The organism is Gammaproteobacteria bacterium (genome assembly GCA_013151035.1).
Taxonomy (GTDB): domain Bacteria; phylum Pseudomonadota; class Gammaproteobacteria; order JAADJB01; family JAADJB01; genus JAADJB01.
Window position 1 is genome coordinate 40,772 of the sequence record JAADJB010000015.1, and the last position, 21,598, is coordinate 62,369.

20 protein-coding genes and 1 tRNA gene are annotated in these 21,598 nt (G+C 45.5%); 5 read left to right on the plus strand and 16 right to left on the minus strand.

Going from position 1 to position 21,598, the window contains the following annotated elements; genetic code table 11:
* Window positions 1-17: 17 nt before the first annotated feature.
* The 10 genes from GXP22_03480 to GXP22_03525 all read right to left on the minus strand — a co-directional run bounded on the left by GXP22_03480 (window position 18) and on the right by GXP22_03525 (window position 8,594).
* Complete coding sequence (locus tag GXP22_03480) at window positions 18-1,127, minus strand: flagellar basal body P-ring protein FlgI (GenBank protein NOX08542.1); 1,110 nt, start codon at window positions 1,125-1,127, stop codon at window positions 18-20.
* A gap of 18 nt (window positions 1,128-1,145) precedes the next feature.
* Window positions 1,146-1,850 (minus strand): flagellar basal body L-ring protein FlgH, encoded by a 705-nt coding sequence (gene flgH, locus GXP22_03485; GenBank protein NOX08543.1) that lies wholly within the window; start codon window positions 1,848-1,850, stop codon window positions 1,146-1,148.
* Window positions 1,851-1,858: 8 nt separating this feature from the next.
* Window positions 1,859-2,644: a flagellar basal-body rod protein FlgG gene (gene flgG, locus GXP22_03490; protein ID NOX08544.1), complete on the minus strand. Its 786-nt coding sequence runs from the start codon at window positions 2,642-2,644 to the stop codon at window positions 1,859-1,861.
* Window positions 2,645-2,676: 32 nt separating this feature from the next.
* Window positions 2,677-3,414, minus strand: coding sequence for a flagellar basal-body rod protein FlgF (gene flgF, locus GXP22_03495; protein ID NOX08545.1), 738 nt, complete (start codon window positions 3,412-3,414; stop codon window positions 2,677-2,679).
* A gap of 17 nt (window positions 3,415-3,431) precedes the next feature.
* Complete coding sequence (locus GXP22_03500) at window positions 3,432-5,045, minus strand: flagellar hook protein FlgE (GenBank protein NOX08546.1); 1,614 nt, start codon at window positions 5,043-5,045, stop codon at window positions 3,432-3,434.
* 23 nt (window positions 5,046-5,068) lie between these two features.
* Window positions 5,069-5,746 (minus strand): flagellar hook assembly protein FlgD, encoded by a 678-nt coding sequence (locus GXP22_03505; GenBank protein NOX08547.1) that lies wholly within the window; start codon window positions 5,744-5,746, stop codon window positions 5,069-5,071.
* 17 nt (window positions 5,747-5,763) lie between these two features.
* Complete coding sequence (gene flgC / locus GXP22_03510) at window positions 5,764-6,150, minus strand: flagellar basal body rod protein FlgC (protein ID NOX08548.1); 387 nt, start codon at window positions 6,148-6,150, stop codon at window positions 5,764-5,766.
* 2 nt (window positions 6,151-6,152) lie between these two features.
* Window positions 6,153-6,563 (minus strand): flagellar basal body rod protein FlgB, encoded by a 411-nt coding sequence (gene flgB, locus GXP22_03515; GenBank protein NOX08549.1) that lies wholly within the window; start codon window positions 6,561-6,563, stop codon window positions 6,153-6,155.
* Between the two features lie 193 nt (window positions 6,564-6,756).
* Window positions 6,757-7,587, minus strand: coding sequence for a protein-glutamate O-methyltransferase CheR (locus GXP22_03520; GenBank protein ID NOX08550.1), 831 nt, complete (start codon window positions 7,585-7,587; stop codon window positions 6,757-6,759).
* Window positions 7,588-7,658: 71 nt separating this feature from the next.
* Entirely contained in the window at window positions 7,659-8,594 is a 936-nt protein-coding gene (locus tag GXP22_03525) for a chemotaxis protein CheV (GenBank protein ID NOX08551.1), read from the minus strand.
* 156 nt (window positions 8,595-8,750) lie between these two features.
* Here GXP22_03525 and flgA point away from each other — a divergent pair, with 156 nt between their 5' ends.
* The 4 genes from flgA to GXP22_03545 are packed head-to-tail and all read left to right on the plus strand — an operon-like array spanning window position 8,751 to window position 10,933.
* Entirely contained in the window at window positions 8,751-9,455 is a 705-nt protein-coding gene (gene flgA / locus GXP22_03530) for a flagellar basal body P-ring formation protein FlgA (protein ID NOX08552.1), read from the plus strand.
* 45 nt (window positions 9,456-9,500) lie between these two features.
* Entirely contained in the window at window positions 9,501-9,692 is a 192-nt protein-coding gene (locus tag GXP22_03535) for a hypothetical protein (protein ID NOX08553.1), read from the plus strand.
* A 9-nt stretch (window positions 9,693-9,701) separates the two neighbouring features.
* Window positions 9,702-10,187, plus strand: a complete 486-nt coding sequence (locus tag GXP22_03540; protein NOX08554.1) for a flagellar protein FlgN — start codon at window positions 9,702-9,704, stop codon at window positions 10,185-10,187.
* Between the two features lie 8 nt (window positions 10,188-10,195).
* Window positions 10,196-10,933, plus strand: a complete 738-nt coding sequence (locus tag GXP22_03545; protein ID NOX08555.1) for a hypothetical protein — start codon at window positions 10,196-10,198, stop codon at window positions 10,931-10,933.
* A gap of 55 nt (window positions 10,934-10,988) precedes the next feature.
* Here GXP22_03545 and GXP22_03550 read toward each other — a convergent pair whose 3' ends face one another.
* Window positions 10,989-11,561 carry a hypothetical protein gene (locus GXP22_03550; GenBank protein ID NOX08556.1) on the minus strand — a complete coding sequence of 191 codons (573 nt, stop codon included), beginning with the start codon at window positions 11,559-11,561 and terminating at the stop codon, window positions 10,989-10,991.
* Between the two features lie 70 nt (window positions 11,562-11,631).
* The gene (locus tag GXP22_03555; protein NOX08557.1) at window positions 11,632-11,835 is read right to left on the minus strand and encodes a hypothetical protein; all 204 of its coding nucleotides are present in this window, start codon (window positions 11,833-11,835) and stop codon (window positions 11,632-11,634) included.
* 371 nt (window positions 11,836-12,206) lie between these two features.
* Between GXP22_03555 and GXP22_03560 the strand changes: the two genes are divergently transcribed.
* Window positions 12,207-12,283 (plus strand) — tRNA-Arg (locus GXP22_03560).
* A 9-nt stretch (window positions 12,284-12,292) separates the two neighbouring features.
* Here GXP22_03560 and GXP22_03565 read toward each other — a convergent pair.
* From GXP22_03565 to GXP22_03580, 4 genes are all read right to left on the minus strand, one after another.
* Window positions 12,293-13,012 (minus strand): DUF1624 domain-containing protein, encoded by a 720-nt coding sequence (locus tag GXP22_03565; GenBank protein NOX08558.1) that lies wholly within the window; start codon window positions 13,010-13,012, stop codon window positions 12,293-12,295.
* A gap of 140 nt (window positions 13,013-13,152) precedes the next feature.
* Entirely contained in the window at window positions 13,153-15,330 is a 2,178-nt protein-coding gene (gene relA, locus GXP22_03570; GenBank protein NOX08559.1) for a GTP diphosphokinase, read from the minus strand.
* Between the two features lie 170 nt (window positions 15,331-15,500).
* On the minus strand, window positions 15,501-18,896 hold the full coding sequence (locus GXP22_03575) for a UvrD-helicase domain-containing protein (protein ID NOX08560.1): 3,396 nt from the start codon (window positions 18,894-18,896) through the stop codon (window positions 15,501-15,503).
* A gap of 1 nt (window position 18,897) precedes the next feature.
* Window positions 18,898-21,567, minus strand: a complete 2,670-nt coding sequence (locus GXP22_03580) for a hypothetical protein (protein ID NOX08561.1) — start codon at window positions 21,565-21,567, stop codon at window positions 18,898-18,900.
* Window positions 21,568-21,598: the final 31 nt, after the last annotated feature.

Consider the following 21,598-nt stretch of genomic DNA (forward strand, 5'->3'; position numbering starts at 1 on the left):
TCAATAATTCCTTAAACCTATAATATGATCAATTCGGCATGCAAGGCACCCGCTTGTTTCAGCGCCTCAAGAATTGCCACCAAATCACTTGGTGCAGCACCTACTTGATTAACTGCCTGTACAATATCATTTAAACTGACACCTGGATCAAACAAGAACATCCGGCTCCCTCCTTCAGCAACCGTCAACTCGCTATCCGGAACCAGTTCTGTTGTACCAGAAGAAAATGCACCCGGCTGACTCACTGTTGGGTTTTCACTCACTGTAACCGTCATACTGCCATGCGCAATAGCAACGGGTGATACACGCACATAACTACTAATCACTACCGTTCCCGTTCTGGAATTAACAATTACACGCGCCGCTGAATCACCCGGTGTCAACGTAATATTTTCAACAAAGGATGTAAATGCAACCCGTTGGCCAATATCCCGAGGCAGATTCAAGCGTACAGACGCCGCATCAATCGATTTTGCCGTACCCTCACCAAGGGCAGCATTAATACTCACCGCCAATCGCGTTGCCGTGGTAAAGTCAGGCCTGTTCAGATTCAGAACCAGAGAGTCGCCCAAGGCAAAGGCATTCGGTACCATGCGTTCTATCGATGCACCATTAGGGATGCGACCCACACTGGGCACATTCACCGTAATCTTGGATCCATCACCACCCGAAGCACTCAGGCCACCCACCACCAGGTTACCCTGGGAGATGGCGTAGACCTTGCCATCAATAGCCTTCAACGGTGTCATTAACAAAGTCCCACCACGCAAACTCTTGGCATTACCCATTGAGGATACTGTGACATCAATAGTTTGTCCGATCTTGGCAAATGCCGGCAGGTCTGCATGCACGGCTACAGCCGCAATATTCTTTACCTGTGGAACTTCATCCGGTGGCATCGTTATTCCAAACTGGGATAACATATTTCTCATACTCTGAATGGTAAAAGGTGTCTGAGTGGTTTGATCACCGGTACCATTCAAGCCCACAACAAGACCATAACCAATCAACTGATTACTACGCAGACCTGCAATGCGGGTTAAGTCCTTAACACGTTCTGCATTCGAGACCGATGAAACTACCGACAGGATAAATATCAACAATACATTCAGTATATTTTTTTTCATGATTACACCGTCACCCATTCAAAAAGGAGAGATCACGCTGATAAAAAATCGCGCCAACCATCCCATCGCATTGGAGTCATTCACTGCACCCTTCCCTGCATAAGTAATCCTGGCATCGGCTAACTGACTTGAGTTAATAGTATTGTATGGTGAAATATCCACTACTCGCACGATGCCGGCTATCTGTATATATTCATCACCCTGATTTAAGGTCAACCACTTCTCACCCTTAACCATCAGATTTCCATGCGGCAACACCTCCACCACCATCACTGAGATACTACCCGTCAAACTATTACTCTGACTGCTATCACCAGTACCTTCAAATTCAGTCGATGAAGCCATGTTGGTACCAAGATTACTGCTTCTACCTTTTGCATTAGGCAAGCCCGGCGTATCAAAACGAAGACCAGCACCTAGCAAGGTGGGGTTAGTCAGGCTTGAATCATTAGTACGGCTAATTGCCGTACTGGTCTGTTTACTGGCATTTGTTCTCTCTGATAACAACACCGTCAGGATATCACCCACACGACGCGCCTTAACATCCTCAAACAAAACCAGCTCATGCCCAGCCTGATACAGACTCCCGGCCACCGGTGGTGGAACCTGTTTTTCCTTCGGGTAAACCGGACGATAATCGGCAACCTTTGGTGGATTAGCGACACAGGCGCCTAGTGCCAGAAAAAGCATCAATAAAAATAATCTATATATAAGATTATTCATCATAGCCTCTAGAGATTATTACTCATATACTGCAACATTCTGTCTGAGGTGGAGATCGCCTTGGCATTCATCTCATAACCACGCTGAGCCTCAATCATATTAACCAGTTCTTCAACCACATTTACATTGGATGATTCCAGTGATCCCTGTTGAACAGTACCCATACCTGCCAAGCCAGGGTTACCTGTTTGAGGAGTACCGCTGGCAGCCGACTCAATATATAAATTTTGCCCGACCGATTGCAGCCCGGCAGGATTGACAAAATCCGCCAACTGCAAGGTACCGAGCTGAGTCGGTGCAGCACTCCCCGGAACACGCACAGAAACCGTGCCATCATCACCGATAGTAATACTTTGTGCATCTGTCGGAATCGTTACTGCAGGCTGTATCACATAACCACTTGAGGTCACCACCTGACCGGTAGAATCAATCTGCATGGTACCATCGCGGGTATAGGCCAGGCTTCCATCCGGCATCAAGACCTGTAAAAAACCACGGCCAACAACGGCAACATCCAGGCTATTATTAGTCTGTACAATATTACCCTGAGTATGTATCTTTTCTGTTGCCACGGTTCTAACACCCGTACCTAATTGCAAACCGGAAGGAAACTGTGTACTTTGTGATGACTGCGCACCCACCTGACGGACATTTTGATACAACAGATCCTCAAAGATACCTCGACTCTTCTTGAAGCCGGTTGTATTAACATTTGCCAGATTATTCGAGATCACAGCCATTCTTGTCTGCTGCGAATCCAACCCTGTTTTTGCCACCCATAATGCCTGATTCATATCACTAATCCTCTACTCTCTTTCAGGAACTTCTAGTTCCCCATACGCAACTGTTTTGTCGATGCCTGATCATTCTCTTTTGCGGTTTCAAGCACCTTCATTTGCACTTCAAACTGCCGGGCTAATTCAATCATATTCACCATCGCGCTCACCGCATTAACATTACTGCTTTCAAGCGAACCACTCATCACGCTAACGCTTGCATCTGAAGCCAGAGCCTCACCGTTACGGGTCCGAAAGTTACCATCAACAGACTTGAATAATTCATTATCCTGCGGATTAACTAACTTGATACGACCAATCTTTGCCATCTCATTAGCCGGTTGACCCAATGGTCGAATAGTAATGGTGCCATCATTACCCACCTCCATTTTTTCATAAGGCGGTATAATCAGTGGCCCACTATCACCCAACACAGGGTCACCTGCTACTGTGGTTAACAGCCCCGAACTGGAGATACGAAAATTACCGGCACGAGTATAGGCCTCTGAACCATCAGCCGACTGAATCGCCATCCAGCCTTCACCACTAACCGCCATATCCAGTTGACGACCGGTCGATTGCAATGAACCCTGATTAAAATTAACAGCACCATCACCACCCGATGGATAGATACGTGTTGCTGAACTTGATGCCTTATCCGTGGTATAAACCATCAAATCTTCACGAAAACCCGTGGTGCTGATATTCGCCAGATTATTACTATTCACCCGTTGCGACTGCATTATCTGATTAGCTCGATAAGCCGCCAGGTACATCACGCGATCCATAACAAAACCCTCATCTATTAACGAATATTAATAATCGTCTGGGTGACTGTATCTGCCGTGCTAATCACCTGGGCATTCGCCTGGAAATTACGCTGCGCAGTAATCATACTAATTAATTGCTCGGTCAGATCCACATTGGATCCCTCCTGAGCACCCGACTGCATAGTGCCTAAACTGCCACTACCCGGAGCACCAACCAATGCCGTACCCGATTCAAAGGTCTCCGCCCAACTGGTATCACCAATCTGACGTAAACCTTGTACATTACTGAAAGTTGCCAATGCCACCTGACCCAAAGTACGAGTTTGACCATTGGTATAACGCGCCACAATCACACCCGTATCACTAAAATCAACACCACGTAAACGTCCGGTACTAAAACCATCCTGAGACAGATCAAATACACTAAAATCACCACCGTATTGACTGGCGATCGAATAATCCAGATTCATATTCATCAAATCAGCACCACCACCTGGATTAAAGCCAGTGATGGAAACCGTAGAAGGAGGAACGGGTGTCAACAATTCACCCGAGGTAGAAAAGGTTAGCTGATCACCAACCGGGTTACCGGAAATATCGACAGAACCCGCATTTTTCCCATCCAGATAGGTATAACTTGCCCACTGATTAGGTGCGCCCTCTTTCCGAAAATAGACCGTCATCAAGTGCGGTGCACCTAGCGAATCATAAACCGTCAACGAGGTTGAATCGTTATAGGTGGTGGAACCTTCCGGATCAAATGTTGACTGAGCCGTACCATTGGAGGATGGTACCACTGAAGAAGCGTTAGCGACTGCTGACTGGGTTAAACCACCGGTATTCATACTCAACACCTGCGTTCCTTGCAGACCACTAGCACCATCAGGATCCCAATTAAAATCAGCACTACTGGTAGTACCGATATCAATTGATACTGTGCCCGTATTGGCCTTGATTCCGCCAATCTGTAACTCAGCATCCCAAACATTATTCGCCCCCGAATAGGTATAAACAACGGTGGCAGTATTGTATACATTACCGTAGGCATCATTTAAGGTGAAAGCAGATGAGGTCACAGGCGTATCCGCTGTCGATAACACCGGTAAAGTACCCAATGAAATAGCGGTTGATGCATTCGCACCACCCGGTACGCTTGTATCAGCATCCATATTGACACCAACCAGCACACCGCCCGTTGCAGAAGGCGCAATATCCGCCGTATCTAACTGAAGATCACCACGTGCCCCGGTAACATTGCCCAATAAATCGGGCAAATAGGCCGACAGACGATAACCCTGACTATTTCCCACGTAACCATCACGATCCACACCAAAACCACCGGCACGGGTATAGACATCAACACCATTATCATTCATCACAAAGAAACCCTGCCCACTAATGGCAAGATCCATATTATTCTCCGTGAAACTGATGTTTCCCTGCGTAAACTGCTGGGTCACCGAAGACACCTGCACACCACTACCAATGGCATTAGATGAGGTACCCAAACTGGAAGCAGCATAAATATCAGAAAACTCCGCACGCGATTTCTTAAAACCGGTAGTGCTGGAGTTAGCAATATTATTAGCCGCAACACCCAACTCGGATGATGCAGAATTTAGTCCACTAAGTGCAATTCGAAAAGGCATATCAATACTCCCTAAAAAAGGTTTTACATAATTTTACGTACTTCGGAGAAATCAGCTGATCGTCCTCCAGATAAATTAAGGGTAATACTTCCCCCAGGATTCAGGTTCACACTATCAACCTCTGAGTTCGTGAGAACTTCTAATGATTCCGTTTTATCACCATAACTGGCTTGTGCTCGTAACAGGTAGGCACCCGCTGGAGCTCGACTACCATCATCCATAAGACCATCCCAGGAAAATGCCTGCTGCCCGCTCAACTGCGTTCCCATATTGATCGTCCTGACCAACTGACCGGATTCATCATAAATGCTAACATTGACATCAGAACTGGCTGAAGGGACTTCAATAGCACCCTGCACCCCACCTGCTGCCCCTAATACACCGCTACCTGATGCCGTCATTACTGAACGACCCACCAGACCGGCGGCCTGAAAGGCCTGATTGGAATAGAGCGATTCACTTAGGCTGGCAAAAGATTCCTGCAAATCCTGAATCCCGGACACGGTTCCAAACTGTGCCATCTGTGACAGGAACTCACCATTTTCCATAGGTTTCATAGGATCCTGATTCTTTAACTGGGTTGTCATCAACTTGAGGAAATCCTCCTGACCCAATTTATCACTGGGGCCATCCTTTATTGCCAGGTCACGTTGTGACCTGAAACCTAATTGATCCAATGTCTGTGTATTGTTATTAATCATAATTAACCCCTGTAGCCCTATTGTCCAAGACGTAAGGCACTCATTAACATCTGTTTGGTAGCATCCATTACTTCAACATTACCCTGATAATTTCTTGATGCCGAGATCATATTAACCATCTCATTCACCACACTAATGTTCGGACTAAAGACATTACCTTCTTCATTTGCCAACGGATGTCCTGGTTCATAACGCATCAATGGTGCATCCTGACTTTCAACCACATTAGCGACTGTGACACCTTTTAATGTGGATTCAAAAACAGGGTAGCGTGCCTTGTAGACCTCTTCCGGCGTACCCGCAACAGTGTCTGCATTTGCCAGGTTACTGGCGGTAAGATTTAAACGAATCGACTGCGTGCTCATAGAAGAACCGGCAATACCAAATACATCAAATAATGACATGCTTATTCTCCTTTAATTGCGCCCATCAAACCGCGAATACTGCCATTCAAAAAGGTCATCGTTGCTTGATATTGTATTGAATTTCTTGAAAATGCTGATTGCTCGATCTGGGTATTAACCGTATTACCATCAAGGGATTTCTGACTGGCCTCACGATAAAAAAGGCCATCTTTTGTTGACGATACGAAAGGCAATGTCCCCAGATGTCCTGAACTGGTCGATTTCAACTTGATACCCGAATCACCTTGACCCCGCTGGGCATTCTTTAATGCCACCTTGAAATCCAGATCCTGAGCCTTGTAGCCAGGCGTGCTCCCATTAGCCAAATTACGCGCAAGGATCTCCGTACGACGCTCCTGTATAGCCAGGGCCTTGGTGTAGATACCTAATGTTGATTCAATACTTGCTGGCATAACAACCTCTGATTAACGATGTATCAGATCATGCAATGCCTATGCCAACAAAAACAACCGAATGATAAACAAGGAGTTAAATGATAAAAAAGAGTATAGAAGAAAGGATGTGGCAAAAAACCGCCACCACAACGGCAATAAAAAACCATTGTTATTTTATTAAATAAAAGGGGCTAAGCCACTGAATATTGGATTATTTTTTTACCTGATACAAGACACCACCGCCACTACGGATCATCTCATAGGCATCCGAATATTGACTAATGGATTCAGAGGCACCTAATAGCAAATAGCCCCCCGGATTTAAACAAGCCGCCATGCGATTAAGAATATCTGTTTTTGATTCTGCCGAGAAATAGATCAACACATTACGGCAAAAAATCGCATCAAAGCGTCCTAACAGACTGTAACTCTGCAATAAATTGGTCTGTTGAAACTGAATACGTTTGGCAATATCCGGTTTTATTCGACAGTAATCACCGTCATCCGTAAAAAACTTTTTCCTTCGTTCATCCGACAGCCCCCGAGCCAGAGCCATTGCATCATAACGACCCTCGCGCGCATCTTTTAATACCGATGGCGAGATGTCCGTTGCCAGAATTTTTGCGTCGGTAAAGGACCCTGGCTTACTGGCCAGGTATTCTCTCAAGATCATACTGATTGAATAAGGTTCCTGACCATAGGAACAGGCTGCAGACCAGAATCGTGGCTGAGATATTTTTCTTGCCGCAAAATCAGGCAGTATACGAGCCTTCAACTCTTCATAGGGGTGCACATCACGAAACCAGAAGGTTTCATTCGTCGTCATTGCCTCAATAATATGTTCACGCAAAACGCGATCGCGCTTCTTATCAACCCTATCAATTAATTCAGACAAGGAAGAGATGCCATATTTTTCACTCAAGCGTGAGAGTCGACTAACAACCAGGTAGCGTTTATTCTGACCTAATACAATCCCGCACGCATCCTCAAGAAAGCGCTGAAACGCAGCGAATTCCTGGTCTGAAAATGAGTCTTGCTGCAAATTAAATACCTCCCGAAACGAAACCACAATAACACAGGATCATTGATAAAATCCGTCTAAATTTCATATATCTATCCTTCTTTATTTTTATTAACTTGTTGAAGAACGGCCTCAGCCAGTTTATCCGGGGCAAATTTAGCCACGAACATATCCGCACCCACCTTTTTAATCATCGCCGAGTTAAAGACACCGCTTAACGAGGTATGCAATAAGACATATAAATGTTGCAGGCCAGGGTTGTTACGTATATTGGTAGTCAGGGTATAACCATCCATCTCGGGCATTTCTACATCAGACAGTACCATAGCTAGAGAGGTTACCTTGTCAGGCTCATTTTCCAACCAATCTTCTAACTGATCCAGCGCCTGCCGCCCATCGTTACATACTGTATATTCAATACCAATCTGATCCAGGGTGCGTTTAATCTGATTGCGGGCAACCGATGAATCATCAGCCACCATTATGTGTGGTGTAACCTCAATGGCCTGTTCTTTTTGAGCATCCACGATATCATCAGAAACGGCATCTTCGGTACCAATAACCTCAGAAAGCACCTTCTCGACATCAATAATCTCAATCAGCTCACCGTCTACCCGGGTAACGGCTGTTAAATAACTCTGTTTTCCGGTGCCCTTGGGCGGAGGCAGAATATCCTCCCAATTCATATTCACGATACGATCAACAGAATCAACCAGAAAGCCCTGAACACTACGATTAAACTCTGTAATAATGATAAAACCACCGTTACCTTCAGGTAAAGCACCCTGTCCAATAGACATGGACAAATCCATGATAGGAATGGTTTGACCACGCATATTGGCAATACCACGAACCACAGGATGTGCATTGGCAATATGCGTCAATGTTGGACACTGTATGACTTCCTGAATCTTGAAGACATTAATTCCGAACAACTGTTTGCCATTCAAGCGGAACATCAGAATTTCTAAACGATTATGCCCTGCCAACTGAGTGCGTGAATCGACCTTTGATAATACATCACTCATAGTGATCCCCATATTTTGTTCGTTTGTTCGATAACAAAGTGTAACCCTCCACTAGCGACAAGAGCCAAATATTCTTTAGCGCATCGAATAATCGGCACAGCACTTGCATGTATCTAATCATGAAACATCAACCAAGCCTAGCATAAATGATTAATTATGAAGATTAAACAAGCATTTTCAATTCTTTTACTATCTGCCTGTAGCGTCAATATATACGCAGCCGTCTGGCAGAGTCATACCTCAATCAAGGAAAAGGCTAACGCCTTCCTGAAATCCCAGCTATCAATAACAGCTGGCCAACGACTTGAAGTCCAGGTCAATCCACTGGATAAACGCCTAAAACTTGAACGTTGTAAAACACCGTTAAAGGCATCATTACCCTATGGAACAAAAAACCGTAGCACGACTAGTGTAGCCATCCATTGCGAATCAGGCAACACATGGAAAATCTATGTCACGGCACGCGTCAAAAGAATGGGTAAAACATATATAAGTCAATCATTTATAAGAAAAGGTGAAATAATATCAGCCAATGACCTACGCTCCAGTGAAAGCGACCTCAACCTCATCCGAAGCGCTTATTTCACCCGCAAGAACGATATTATCGGCAAAGTCGCCAAACGAAACATCCCAGCCGAAAGAATGATTACACCGATGATGATTGGCAATCCCCAACTGGTTCGTAAAGGTGACCGCGTAACCTTGCTTGCTGTCAAAAGAGGCATTGAGGTTCGTATGCAGGGTGAGGCTATTACCGCCGGTGGCTCAGGGGATCATATACGCGTGCGTGCCTTAACATCCAAACGTATCGTGGAAGGTAAAGTCATCTCCCCCGGCATTATCCAGGTGTCATTTTTATGACGCTTCAAACGATTTAATTCGATCACATAACAAGGTAAACAATATATGTTCATTACAGATAACAGCCCAAGCAATGTATCTCAACTAAAACACATCAAGTCTGGCATACTGAAACAAGTAATAGTTAATCAGACACGTGTGCAACAAATACAACAGACGATTGCAGAGGGCAAGTATCAGTTTAACCTAGATCGTATTGCAACACGGATAATAGCCTTTGAGTCGATGGTTAGCTAAGGATTACTTATGAATACTCACGAACATATCAAAAAAATATATCAACACCTTGAAGATGAAATACGTCAGGTCGAGATATTAAAAAACGCTCTGGATCAAGAAAAAGATATTCTCAATCAGGGCAATGCCAAAGAGATTGAACAAAGTAGCGCAAACAAGATACAGGTATTAAAAATAATTGAAGCCAGCGAACAACAACGTATCCAGATCCTGTCTGCATTAAATCTGAACCCGATTGACTCCGCCATGGATCAATACATCAAGGCATTTGATTCACAAGGTAACATTCAAAAGAAATGGCATACACTGCTGGAAATTATGGAGCAATGCCGTATCAGCAATGAAGCCAACCATATGATTATTGAAATCAATCAACAACGCACACAGCGCACTTTGAATATCCTGCAGGGTAACAACAATAATCAGCAAAACACCTATGAATCCAGCGGTAAAAAGTCAAACTATACAACACGTCAAACTATTGCCACCGCCTGATTAATTATATGTTTGGTGTTAAAAAAAAAGATAAACTCCCTGAGTACAGCCCACAATGGGAAAAGATCACCCGACCTGCTCAGATCATTAACCTGTTAAACCGTAGCAAGGAAGATCATGATCTGATAAACATCACTTTATCCGGGGATAAACAGATCTACCATAGTTCCATTCTCAGGATACAAGCCCAGGAAACAACCATCCTGCTGGATGAACTGGTACCTGCCAGTGGTCACAAACACATTACACCAGCCAGTCGCATCCAGGTACGTCTTCGTTGTCGCGGTGCGGAGATCCGTTTCCTGACCCGTATAAAAAAAATATCTTCACACAAAGGGATCGCTATCTATCATGCAGACCTGCCCGACAGCATTCATCACCTACAACGGCGTGAATATTTTCGTATCAAGACCCATAGTGACTCGCTGCAACTGACAATACCATTAGCGGGCAGCAGTATCCGTGGGCAACTCAGTGATATCTCCAGAGGTGGTGTTGGTATCATTATCAGTGCAGCAACCAGTTTATCATCCGGTCAGTTTCTACCCTCCTGTCGCCTTATCCTGCCACAAGAGATCATCATCAATGGATCACTGAGTATTCGCTCATCACGTAAGGGACGGGTAAACAACACTCTACACATCGGCGGTATACTTTCGGACATCAGCCGACAGGAACGAAACACCCTGGATCGCTATGTCACTAAATTGGAGAGAGCACTGATACGGCGCTCACAGAAGGTATAGGCATGATATACTTCGCAGCCTGTCTCCGTAGCTCAGCTGGATAGAGTATCTATTATTATTCAAAAATGAATGGTGCAGTTGGATACTGACAATTAGGATTCGATTTATAAGTAAGCTGTTCAAGTAACACGGTTAGTATTTTAAAATGTGTGGATGGAGACGCTACTGCTATAGCATCAACTAGATCGATAAATGAGTGACCTGATAACTCTATCGGATTTAATATCTTTATCACGTTCAGTTCACCGTCCTCTCCATTCTCAAGCTTTCTATGTATCTCTGCACCATGCAATGCAGCAAAAGCTATAAGCAGTGCAATAGTAGCATTCTCATGATTAGTTACTTCCAACAAATCATCGGGAAGCACACCATTTGTATACTTAAACGCCTCTAAGATAGGCTTATCTGAAACAAAATAGGTAACAAAGTTAGCTAACTTTTTGAATACACTAGCTTCATCAATTCCATCTTTATGAGGAAAATCACGCCTTATTCCTTGAGCAATCGTTCTGATCTTGGGAACATCAATCAACATTACATCTATACCAAAATCTGCTGCAAAGCCATCAATAAACGCTAAAATATTGGTGACATCGTGATCCGGCGTTTCATTAAACAAGAGTCTCATTTATTCATCCTTTTATTGCGAACAAAAAAAACGCCCGTTAAGACGCTTTTTATTCGCCCAAAACTTTCCCTTAGCCAAACAAAGACGTTAATTGTCTAGCCGCAGCCTTACCAAGTTCTTCAACGTGACTTAAGCTTTCTACCTTACGAGCGACACTCTTAGCATTTGATGCAACAAAAGACGGTGTTGTAGCTTCAATACTATCAGTTTCTCCAACTATTGTGCTTGGCTGAAACAAATACTCAAATGTCACTTTCCCATCTTCAATTTTCATTACTAGTTACTCCGTGTCGCTGAAAGTCTTAAATTAAATTCTGCATATTATTAGTGCCAACTAACTATCGTCAATGCCAGCATAACAAATACGGCGACGACTGTACAAGAAAACATCATTGATTAACAATATAAACCATTAATGCACCAATAAGAAAACATTATCGACAAAGCACCACATAACTTTAAAGATAACCACACCACACAATACCCTTCAGTGATACAACCATACTTAACACACATAATACCGATACTGTAGTGCATTTTTCCAAAGTTCACAATCACCACATAGCCTCCAATAACACACCCTCAATTTCAATAAAAGCTTATATCTATCCCTAAATCCCTATGCTTGATATAATCCACGCTCTTGTCTCCGTAGCTCAGCTGGATAGAGTGTCTCCCTCCTAAGGAGAAAGTCGCAGGTTCGAATCCTGCCGGGGACACCAAATATAAACTCACAATAAAGCCCTGATACACCACAACACCCCAAACAACACCACCTGATGCAACATATAGATGATCAGACTATGCCTGCCGGCAAATATCAGGATATTGGCACCCGGCCATGTCGGAGACCTTAGTGGCAGGATGGAGGCATTTAACACCATACGCGCCAGAAACATTCCCCATAACACTATCCCGAACCAGGGCAGGAACGGGACATAATCCTCAGTGAGGGGTTTATAGGTCATCAAACCCAGCCATTGTAGCCAACTATGATTAAACAGAGTGGATTCAATGCCCGTCCCTATCAGAACCAGTAATAAACCAAGAATCAAATTAATCCAGTATAGTCTTGTAAACAATGCCCCCAAAAGACTCGCCAGCGCAATAAAATGTAGCACCCCAAAAAAAATAATACGCGAGCCAAACAGTAGCCAACTCACCAGACTAATCAGCGCGGCATAAAACACTATCCAGCCCACACGAATCAGAAACTGTTTCCCTGAAACCCCATTCTCACGGGCCAGCACCAGACTAACACCCACCAGTGAAATAAACAGTCCCAGGATCAGGTAACGAAACCCGATCCAGAACGCACCCTGATAAAAATCCAGCACTAAAAAAGAAAAATAACTCAGATCATAAAAAAAGTGATACACAATCATCATCAAAATCGCCACACCACGAGCAAGATCAACCAGCGGATAACGACAACTATTTTCTCTATTCACCACAGCGATACCGTTAACTCAAGAGACATGGGTTGCTCTTCTCTCACAGAGACCGTCAGCCGCAGGGGTGCGGCTGTCGAGCCACCATGGATGGTTTCACGGCGTGTCTCTGTGAGAGAAGAGCAACCCATGTCTCGATCTCACCCGGCACTATTTTTCCGCGCTACCGACAACACATTCGGCAATTGAGCAATCTTCGTCAACACCATGCTTAACTGGTTAATATCAGATACCTCCAGGGTCAATATCATATCAACGACTTGATCATTCGTGTTGGTCGAGGTATTCGCGCCCAGCACATTAATCTTCTCATTTGCCAGCACGGTTGTAATGTCACGTAACAAACCGTGTCTATCATAGGCCTGCAACTCAATATCCACAGGGTAAGTCTCACCGCCATCATCACCCCATGCCACTTCAATAATACGGCTCTGATCCTGCTCACCCAGCTGTAGTAAATTCACACAGTCCTGACGGTGAATACTCACCCCCCGCCCCTTGGTAATATAACCAGCAACCGGATCATAAGGCACCGGATTACAACAACTGGCAAGCGTGGTTAACAGCCCCCCCACACCAGAAACCTGCAAACCTCTATCCGTTGCTTTCCTGGTCTTTTTATGGCTACGAATATTCAGTTTATCCGGCAGATCAAGGGCGCCGGTAATACGTTGTATCCCATTACTAATCTGCATATGAGTCACATCGCCACGACCAATAGCGGCAAGCAACTCATCCGCACCTGGAAACTTCATCTGTTTGGCTAATGATTCAATCTTTATATCGGTAATCGCTAAACGCTGAAATTCCTTATCCAGTACACCGCGTCCGGTTTGCACATTGGTCTCATATTCCTGACCTCGAAACCAGTATTTCACCTTTGAACGCGCACGTGCAGTATTAAGGTAACCCAAATGGGGATTCAACCAATCCCGACTCGGTGTTCCGTTTCGTGCCGTCAGAATTTCAACTTGATCGCCTGTCTGCAGCTGATAGGTCAAAGGGACAATACGACCATTAACCCTGGCTCCCCTGCAACAATGACCAATATCCGTATGAATATGGTAAGCGAAGTCCAGCGGTGTCGCCTGATGTTGAAGATCAATAATCTGACCTTGTGGTGTAAGGACATAAATACGATCAACCGAGGCCTCCGCCTTGAATTGATCAACAATATCCCCTTCATCGACATCACCTTCCTTGACCTCAAGTAACTGTCTTAACCAGGCGATTTTTTCCTCAAAACCGGCATCAAAATGAGCCCCTTCCTTATAACGCCAATGCGATGCCACACCGAGTTCAGCATGATCGTGCATCTCAAATGTTCTGATCTGAATTTCCAGTGTTTTACCACCCGGCCCAATGACTGCGGTATGCAGAGAGCGATACAAATTCTCCTTTGGATGCGCGATATAATCATCAAACTCACGCGGGATATGCCGCCATAAACCATGCACAACACCTAGCACTGCATAACAATCTGCAACCTCAGCCACCAACACACGCACAGCACGCACATCAAAGATATTATAGAAATCCAGATTCTTTCTCTGCATTTTCTTCCATATACTATAGATATGTTTGGGCCGTCCGCTCACCTCATAGTGTATATCCATTACATCCAGTTGTTCCCGTAACTGCTGCATCACCTGTTGGATATTATCTTCACGATCAGCACGCCGTTCATCCAGCAGTTTGGCAATATCATGATAGTCATCAGGTTGTAGATAACGCAGAGATAAATCCTCCAGCTCCCATTTCACCTGCCAGATCCCCAGACGATTCGCTAGTGGCGCATAAATTTCCTGGGTCTCTCTAGCTATTAATTGTTGATCTTCCGCATCACTCTGATTCAGCGTACGCATGGTCAACAACTGATCCGCCAGCTTGATCAAAACCACCCGCACATCCTCAACCATCGCAAGCAACATCTTACGCAGGTTCTCGGCATGCAATTTGTTTGAGCCACGCTGATAACCCTGATATTCACCGATACGTTCCATCCGCATCATACCTTCGATCAAATGAGCCACCGTATCACCAGACACAGCCTTGATCTCATCAACAGTGCAATCGGCACTACGCACTAAACCAAGAAAAAAAGCAGCGACCAGCGACTCATGATCCAGACGCATGGCATCAACAATCTGCATTAGAGCCAAGGAACGTTGCAGACAGGCACGCGATACCCCCTCATCATCAAAATAGGGGATAACCGAATGAATAAAACCCAGTTGTTCTTCATTAAACCGATCTGACAGGCTATTAATCCAGCCACCAATATCCTGTTTAAATATCTCGTATTCCTCATTAATCATGCATAATATCCAATGGTGCGTGATACGCACCCTACCATTAAAATAACCACAAGAGTCAGGGATTGCTTTCCCTTAACAGAGACCGTTGCCCGCAGGGATGCGGGCATCGAGCCTACATGGATGTATTCACGGCGCGTCTCTGTTAAGGGAGAGCAATCCCTGGCTCGATTCTAAACCAATGCACCCCAATCCCACTCTACCCACTCATCCATAACCGGAAAATAAAGTGCCAACATAATTTCTTCGTCACCCAACACCGCCATTGCACGCGCATAACGATTCAACTGCGCCTGATAACGTTCTTTTTCACGCTCAATAAACACGTCTACATCATGCCCCACATGACTACCCGTCTTGTAATCAATAATCCAGCGCACTCCTTGTTCATCAATAAAGGTACGATCAATCACCAGACGCGCAGGCCTGTCCTGAAGCAGAGACACCAGTGCATATTCTGCATGAATATCACGATGCTTATCACTGAACATCCATCTGCCACGTGTACTAGTGAGCGTTTTAACCAGGGCACCCACTACCCGCTCGACAGCATTATCCAGATACAATGATGGCATACCTTCCCTTGCCAGCAGCACTCGTGCAATCGAATTATATTGTTTGATTTTGTCCTGCTGAATCAATCCACCCTCATTAATAACAAAATCCTGTAATAAACGATGGATTACCGTGCCACTAATCCTGGCATTCTCACTCGCCCAACTAAATTCGACAGCGACATTATCAACTTCAAGATCTTGCTGCTTATGAATAGATAAGCCTGGTAAAGGTTCAGGCAACACCCATCCCTCGGCATGGCGGGAAATAGAACATAGCGGTCGCTCCATTATATCTTCATTAACGAGAGGCCATGCTATCTGTTGATCTAATGCCGCGATATAATCCTGCTCCAGCACCGGCCACAAGGTCGCCAACAGCGAGGCCTTCGGTGGTGCAGAAAGAACCCTATCCCCGTCCTTGTTCGAGGCCTTGATATGGCCCAATAAATGCACTCTGTATTTAGCACGAGTCACCGCCACATAGACAAAGCGAGCAAACTCATGTTGCATCTTCTCCCCTTCCAGCGCTTTAATATATTCCTTTATCGTATCTTTATCCCTGCGCGCAAAACGTTCCATTGGTCCCATCAATAAATGCGAGCCTGTCACATCATCGGCAGGGCGTTCCATCCAGTACAACAACCTGGATTCACTCGATCTTGGAGGTCTACCTAAACCGGGAATAATTACAGTATCAAATTCCAGCCCCTTGGATTTATGCAAGGTCATAATTTGCAAAGCATCACCGGCACCGACATCAGGTGATGAAAATAAACGTCCTACCTTTTCTTCAAACACGGCAACATCATCCAGTGCCCTGGCCTCTTCCATCTGTTCAAGCAGGTAGAAAAATACTTCTGTATCCTCCAGGTCTTTTTGCTGAGCAACTGTTGCCGGACCACCCAGCGCCAGCCATAGCCCCTCAACTGCACGACGCAGGGATATACGCATACGTTCCCTCTGCGCCATCAGCAACAGATCAACAATTTGACCCAAACGACGACGACCATCTGTGCTCAGGCCCTCGACAGAATCCAGTTGTTGTAACACGAAAGGAATCGTCTGATAACGATTCTGATTTGCCAGAACATGCATGTCATGCAGACTCAAACCACACCAGGGTGCGCGTAATACTGCCAACCAGGCAATACGATCAGCAGGCAATAATAAACTACGAGTAATCGCCAATAGATCACGAATAACCGGACGTTGACCGAGAGATTCAATATCCAGTGCACGAAAACGTAGCCCGGCATGATGTAAGGCAGGAATGATCGATAGCAGATGACTACGATTTCGCACCAGAATAGCAGTGGTAGATAATGGGTTTTCCTGCGCAGCCCGTTGCACCAGATCAACCACTAATGCCGCTTCACCCTCATCATCCCGGTTAATAAAAGGATGAATAAAAACAGCCTGTTCCATGTCAGACTGATCATAGGCAATCGAGGGCAAATAAGACACTGCTCCGACAGAAAAATCATCCTCTACTGCCAATATTGAAGGGAAGTGTTGATTAACCCAATCCACAACAGAACAGCTGGAACGAAAGTTTACACTTAGCTCCCGACTATTGAGGGCAACCGAACCAATACCTTGTGTCTTTGTCTGTAGAAAAAGGCCCACCTCGGCCTCGCGAAAACGATAGATTGACTGCATGGGATCACCCACCAGAAATAATGTCCTGCCATCATCCGGCTGCCAGCCAGCAGTGAGTTTTTCTAACAAACTATATTGATTAAAAGAGGTATCCTGGTACTCATCAACCAGGATATGTTGCATACGGTAATCCAACGCTAATAACAGATCACTCGGTTCATCCACCTTACCTAGCGCATGATTAGCCGCCAGTGACATACCAACAAAATCAATCATTCCCCTTTCCTGAAACACAATGCGCAAATGTGCATCAGCCAGACGCAAGACCTGAAACAAGGTTTGCAAGGTATGCCAATCATCATCCTGATAACCCAATGCAGGCAGGGTCGTTACGGCATGGAGTAGTTCACGAAAGGTATCGTGTTCGCTAAATTGTATAATAAAGTCCTTAAATTCCAGTTTCGTCTCTTTTTTATCCGCAGGAAAGCCATTCGCCTTTGTCACTTGCTTACGCCATGTGCCCTGCCCCGTCAATAACAGGAAAGCAAGCGCACGCCAGACCGAGTAATCTTCTTCCAGGTTCTGAGTAAAACCTGCAACCCCTTGCAGACAAGCTAATAGCGCACTGGTAGCGGGTTTACTTCCACCCCGATTATCAGCAGCGAAACGTGCAAAGCGAAACAACTCCTGTTCCAGTTCACTCGGCAGATGTTGTTTGAGTTTATGCAGGTGCGTATCTACTTCTGCCATCAATGCTTCTTCCAGGCTAGCACGATCCAGCTCCCGATCACTTTCAATACTGATATGACGCAACCACTGATCACGCTTACCTAACATATTGATTAATAGTTCCTGCATACGTCGCTTGTTATTATCCAGATAAGTTAGCAAATAACAGACATCTTCTGACCAGGGATCCCGGCTCTCAAAATCAGCAATCGTTCGTAACGCGGCCTGCTGATAAAATTCTTCAGCATCTTCACAGATAACAGGCACCGAACCAAAACCAGATAACAAGGGCATCTGCCGCACGATACTGGCACATAAGGAATCGATGGTCTGTATCATCAAACGCTGTGGTTGCTGTAATAAATCCCAACCACAACGTTGACTCTGTTGCAATACAGTTCTTGCCAGTTGCCAGGTTTTTTTATCATGTGCTTCAGCCGGTTCAGAATCGACAGATGCCGACTGCAAGGCTTGAAAAATACGTTGGCGCATTTCACCCGCAGCCTTGCGCGTAAAGGTAATGGCAATAATCTCCTCGGGCTCCTGCACCATTGCCAGCAGCACCAGAAAACGCTGGGTAATCAAACCCGTCTTACCCGAACCTGCCGGAGCTTGTACAATATAAGAGTGTTGAGGATTCAGCACCTCATCACGCACGACCTGATCAGCAACCACTCTCATCACTTCATTCCCCAACCCGACAAAGCAATTCCAAACCACAATATTGACAACTCTTTATCCCATCCTTTGGATCCACCGCAGCCATTCCCGCACAGAAAGCCTGCGCCAGAGATTCGATTTGTTGCTGCCAATCGGCTAATAACTCATCCCAGCTACCATATTCAGGAAATTTGTTTTTATCATCGTCATAGGCCTTCACCCCGGGCAAGATATCATCACCCTCCATCGCTCCCCGAAAACATAACTGATCCAGACTAACGAGGGCAAAACTAACACCTCGAATATCACCCTCGACCACCATAGAATACAACGGTAATTGAGGTTCTTCTGGTCGTTCACCAAACCACTGGCGAGCTTCCACTTTACCCGTTTTATAATCAATCACCACCAGTCCACCATCAGCTAACTGATCCACCCTATCGACCTTAAGATTGACCTCGATACCAGCAACCCGTACATTAAATTGTTGCTCATTAGCCAATACATTAAAGTCACTACGCCCTTGCTCCAGTTCCAACCATGCCAACAACAGACGTAACAGACGTATCTTTTCCAGTTGCTGGAAACGCTCACTCAGAATCCGTGGTAACAAGACCGCCTCTTCTGTCAGAGCCTGATCAATACACGCCCCAATACGCTCATTTAATGCGTCGCTAGTCAAAGAATTCAATCGTTCAAGGCTGGTAACCGTCTGCCAGAAAAGCTCCAGGCTACGATGCACAATATTACCTCGATTACTTGCTGGTAAGACTGAACCCACCTCACCCAGAACTCTGGTATGCAAACGACGATTAGCAAAGGCTCGAAAGGGACAAAGTGCCTGATCTTTGAAGATACCACTACCGCCTCTGATACTGGCATCATCAATCACCGGCCCTTGCTCATCAACCATCGTCTCCAGACAGGCGCTTTGATGGATACGCTCACTCCAGGTCGACATGGAAGAAAGTTCAAGATCGTTCTCCGTAATGGGCGTTAGTCCATCAAACAGCGGACTACAGGAAAAAGACTTATCACCCTCATGCAGGGGATAACTAACAATAACCTCAGGCACTGACTGCACAATCGCCTGTATGTTCTTTTTCGCCATATCCAGAACCCGATCAGGTGAACTATGCGGCAACCGATATTCACGTTGCAATGCCAGTGGGATAAAGGCATCCGGCCGACAGGCGGGTGGCCATGCCTCGTCATGCATACCCATAATCCACACTGCATCAAAAGCAAGATGAGCAGCCTCCAGAATACCCAGAACCTGCACCGGGGCATCCCCTGTTTGCGGCTGAAATATACGTCCCCGACTCATTCGCGTTAACCAGGAAAGCGCCCGGTCAGAGGTCTGTTTTTTATTCGATACATCCAAACCACCTAATCGGGCAAGCAGCTCTTTCCAGGCGGCCACTGTCTGAAACTCAGCACTGGATAATGTACGTCCTAACGACCAACCAATATCAGATAACACCTTAATAAAGCATTCTGACCAATGACAAAGATAATCTCTGGCAGGTAAAGATTGCTTAGACAACATTAATCGCTGCAAGCACCTGACCAACACCGGGCAATAATGTGTCTTACCCTGTTGTTCGGCATAAAACACAAGCGTCGTCAGATTCAATTGTAACTCACCACGATCTCTGAGCCGGGCATAGAGCAAGGCGCGAGCATGTTGTTCCTGTTCCCAACCGGCAAGAAAAGGCGAGTGTAATAAACAGGCAATATCGTGTATCGATGATGCCCCCTTATTCAGCAACAACAAGGCCTTTAATGCGATATGAATGACAGGGTATTCATTTAATGGCAAACCCAGTGAGAGGTTATAAACCGGTATCTCCGCCACTGCGCCCGGTTGTAGCGTCTCCGGTGCAAGAAATTCATCTAACACCCGTAACAAACGATAACGTTCAGACGATAAATCCTGAACCACGACAGCGATACGCTGTGCAGGATTCTTATCCAGACGACCTTTCAGCCAACGTGCAACAAATGATGCCTCTTGTCGGGCATCCTCAGCAGCCAGACGAACAAGCGATGACTCTATTTTTTGTAAAGTAACCCAACGCACCTGCGCACCTGCCTGACACAACGATTGCATCAAGGCCTGCAACTGTGGGGTGAGTTCATCAAACCCTGTCAGCAGAATAGTTTTCTCAAAAGGATAATCAGCACTAGAAAAGAAATGGGTAATCTGATCGGGCAGTGCCTCTTCAGCAATCGCTGATAATGCCTGACAACGTGTATCAAAGGTCTGACACCAGCCATAAAAGGCACGACTATCTTCATTATAGCGAAAGGCCGGATCATTGATATCCAGCGCCCATTGCTGAACGGATAACCATGCCTTCCTTGCCAGCTTGGCTGCTCCCTCACGCTGAAGCAGGTCTTTACCCATATCGCTTTCTGCAATAAGTGCTTCCCATAACAATAATTGTTGTTCAGCAGAGAGAACCGCTAGGGGTGACACGCGATCAGCAACCAGAAGTTCTTCCCATATCTCATTGACCCAGTGCCGATAAACAACGATTGCAGGCGACTCTATAACTCCTTGACCATAATGAGCCTGTTCATAGTCATCCCGCAAGATATTGGCATAACGCACACTGGAGGTAATAACAACCGCCCCCGCAGCCAGATTATCCCATAATTGTTCCCTGGCCACATACTCACATTGCAACATCAATACATCCCCTGACCCACTATACCGTAGC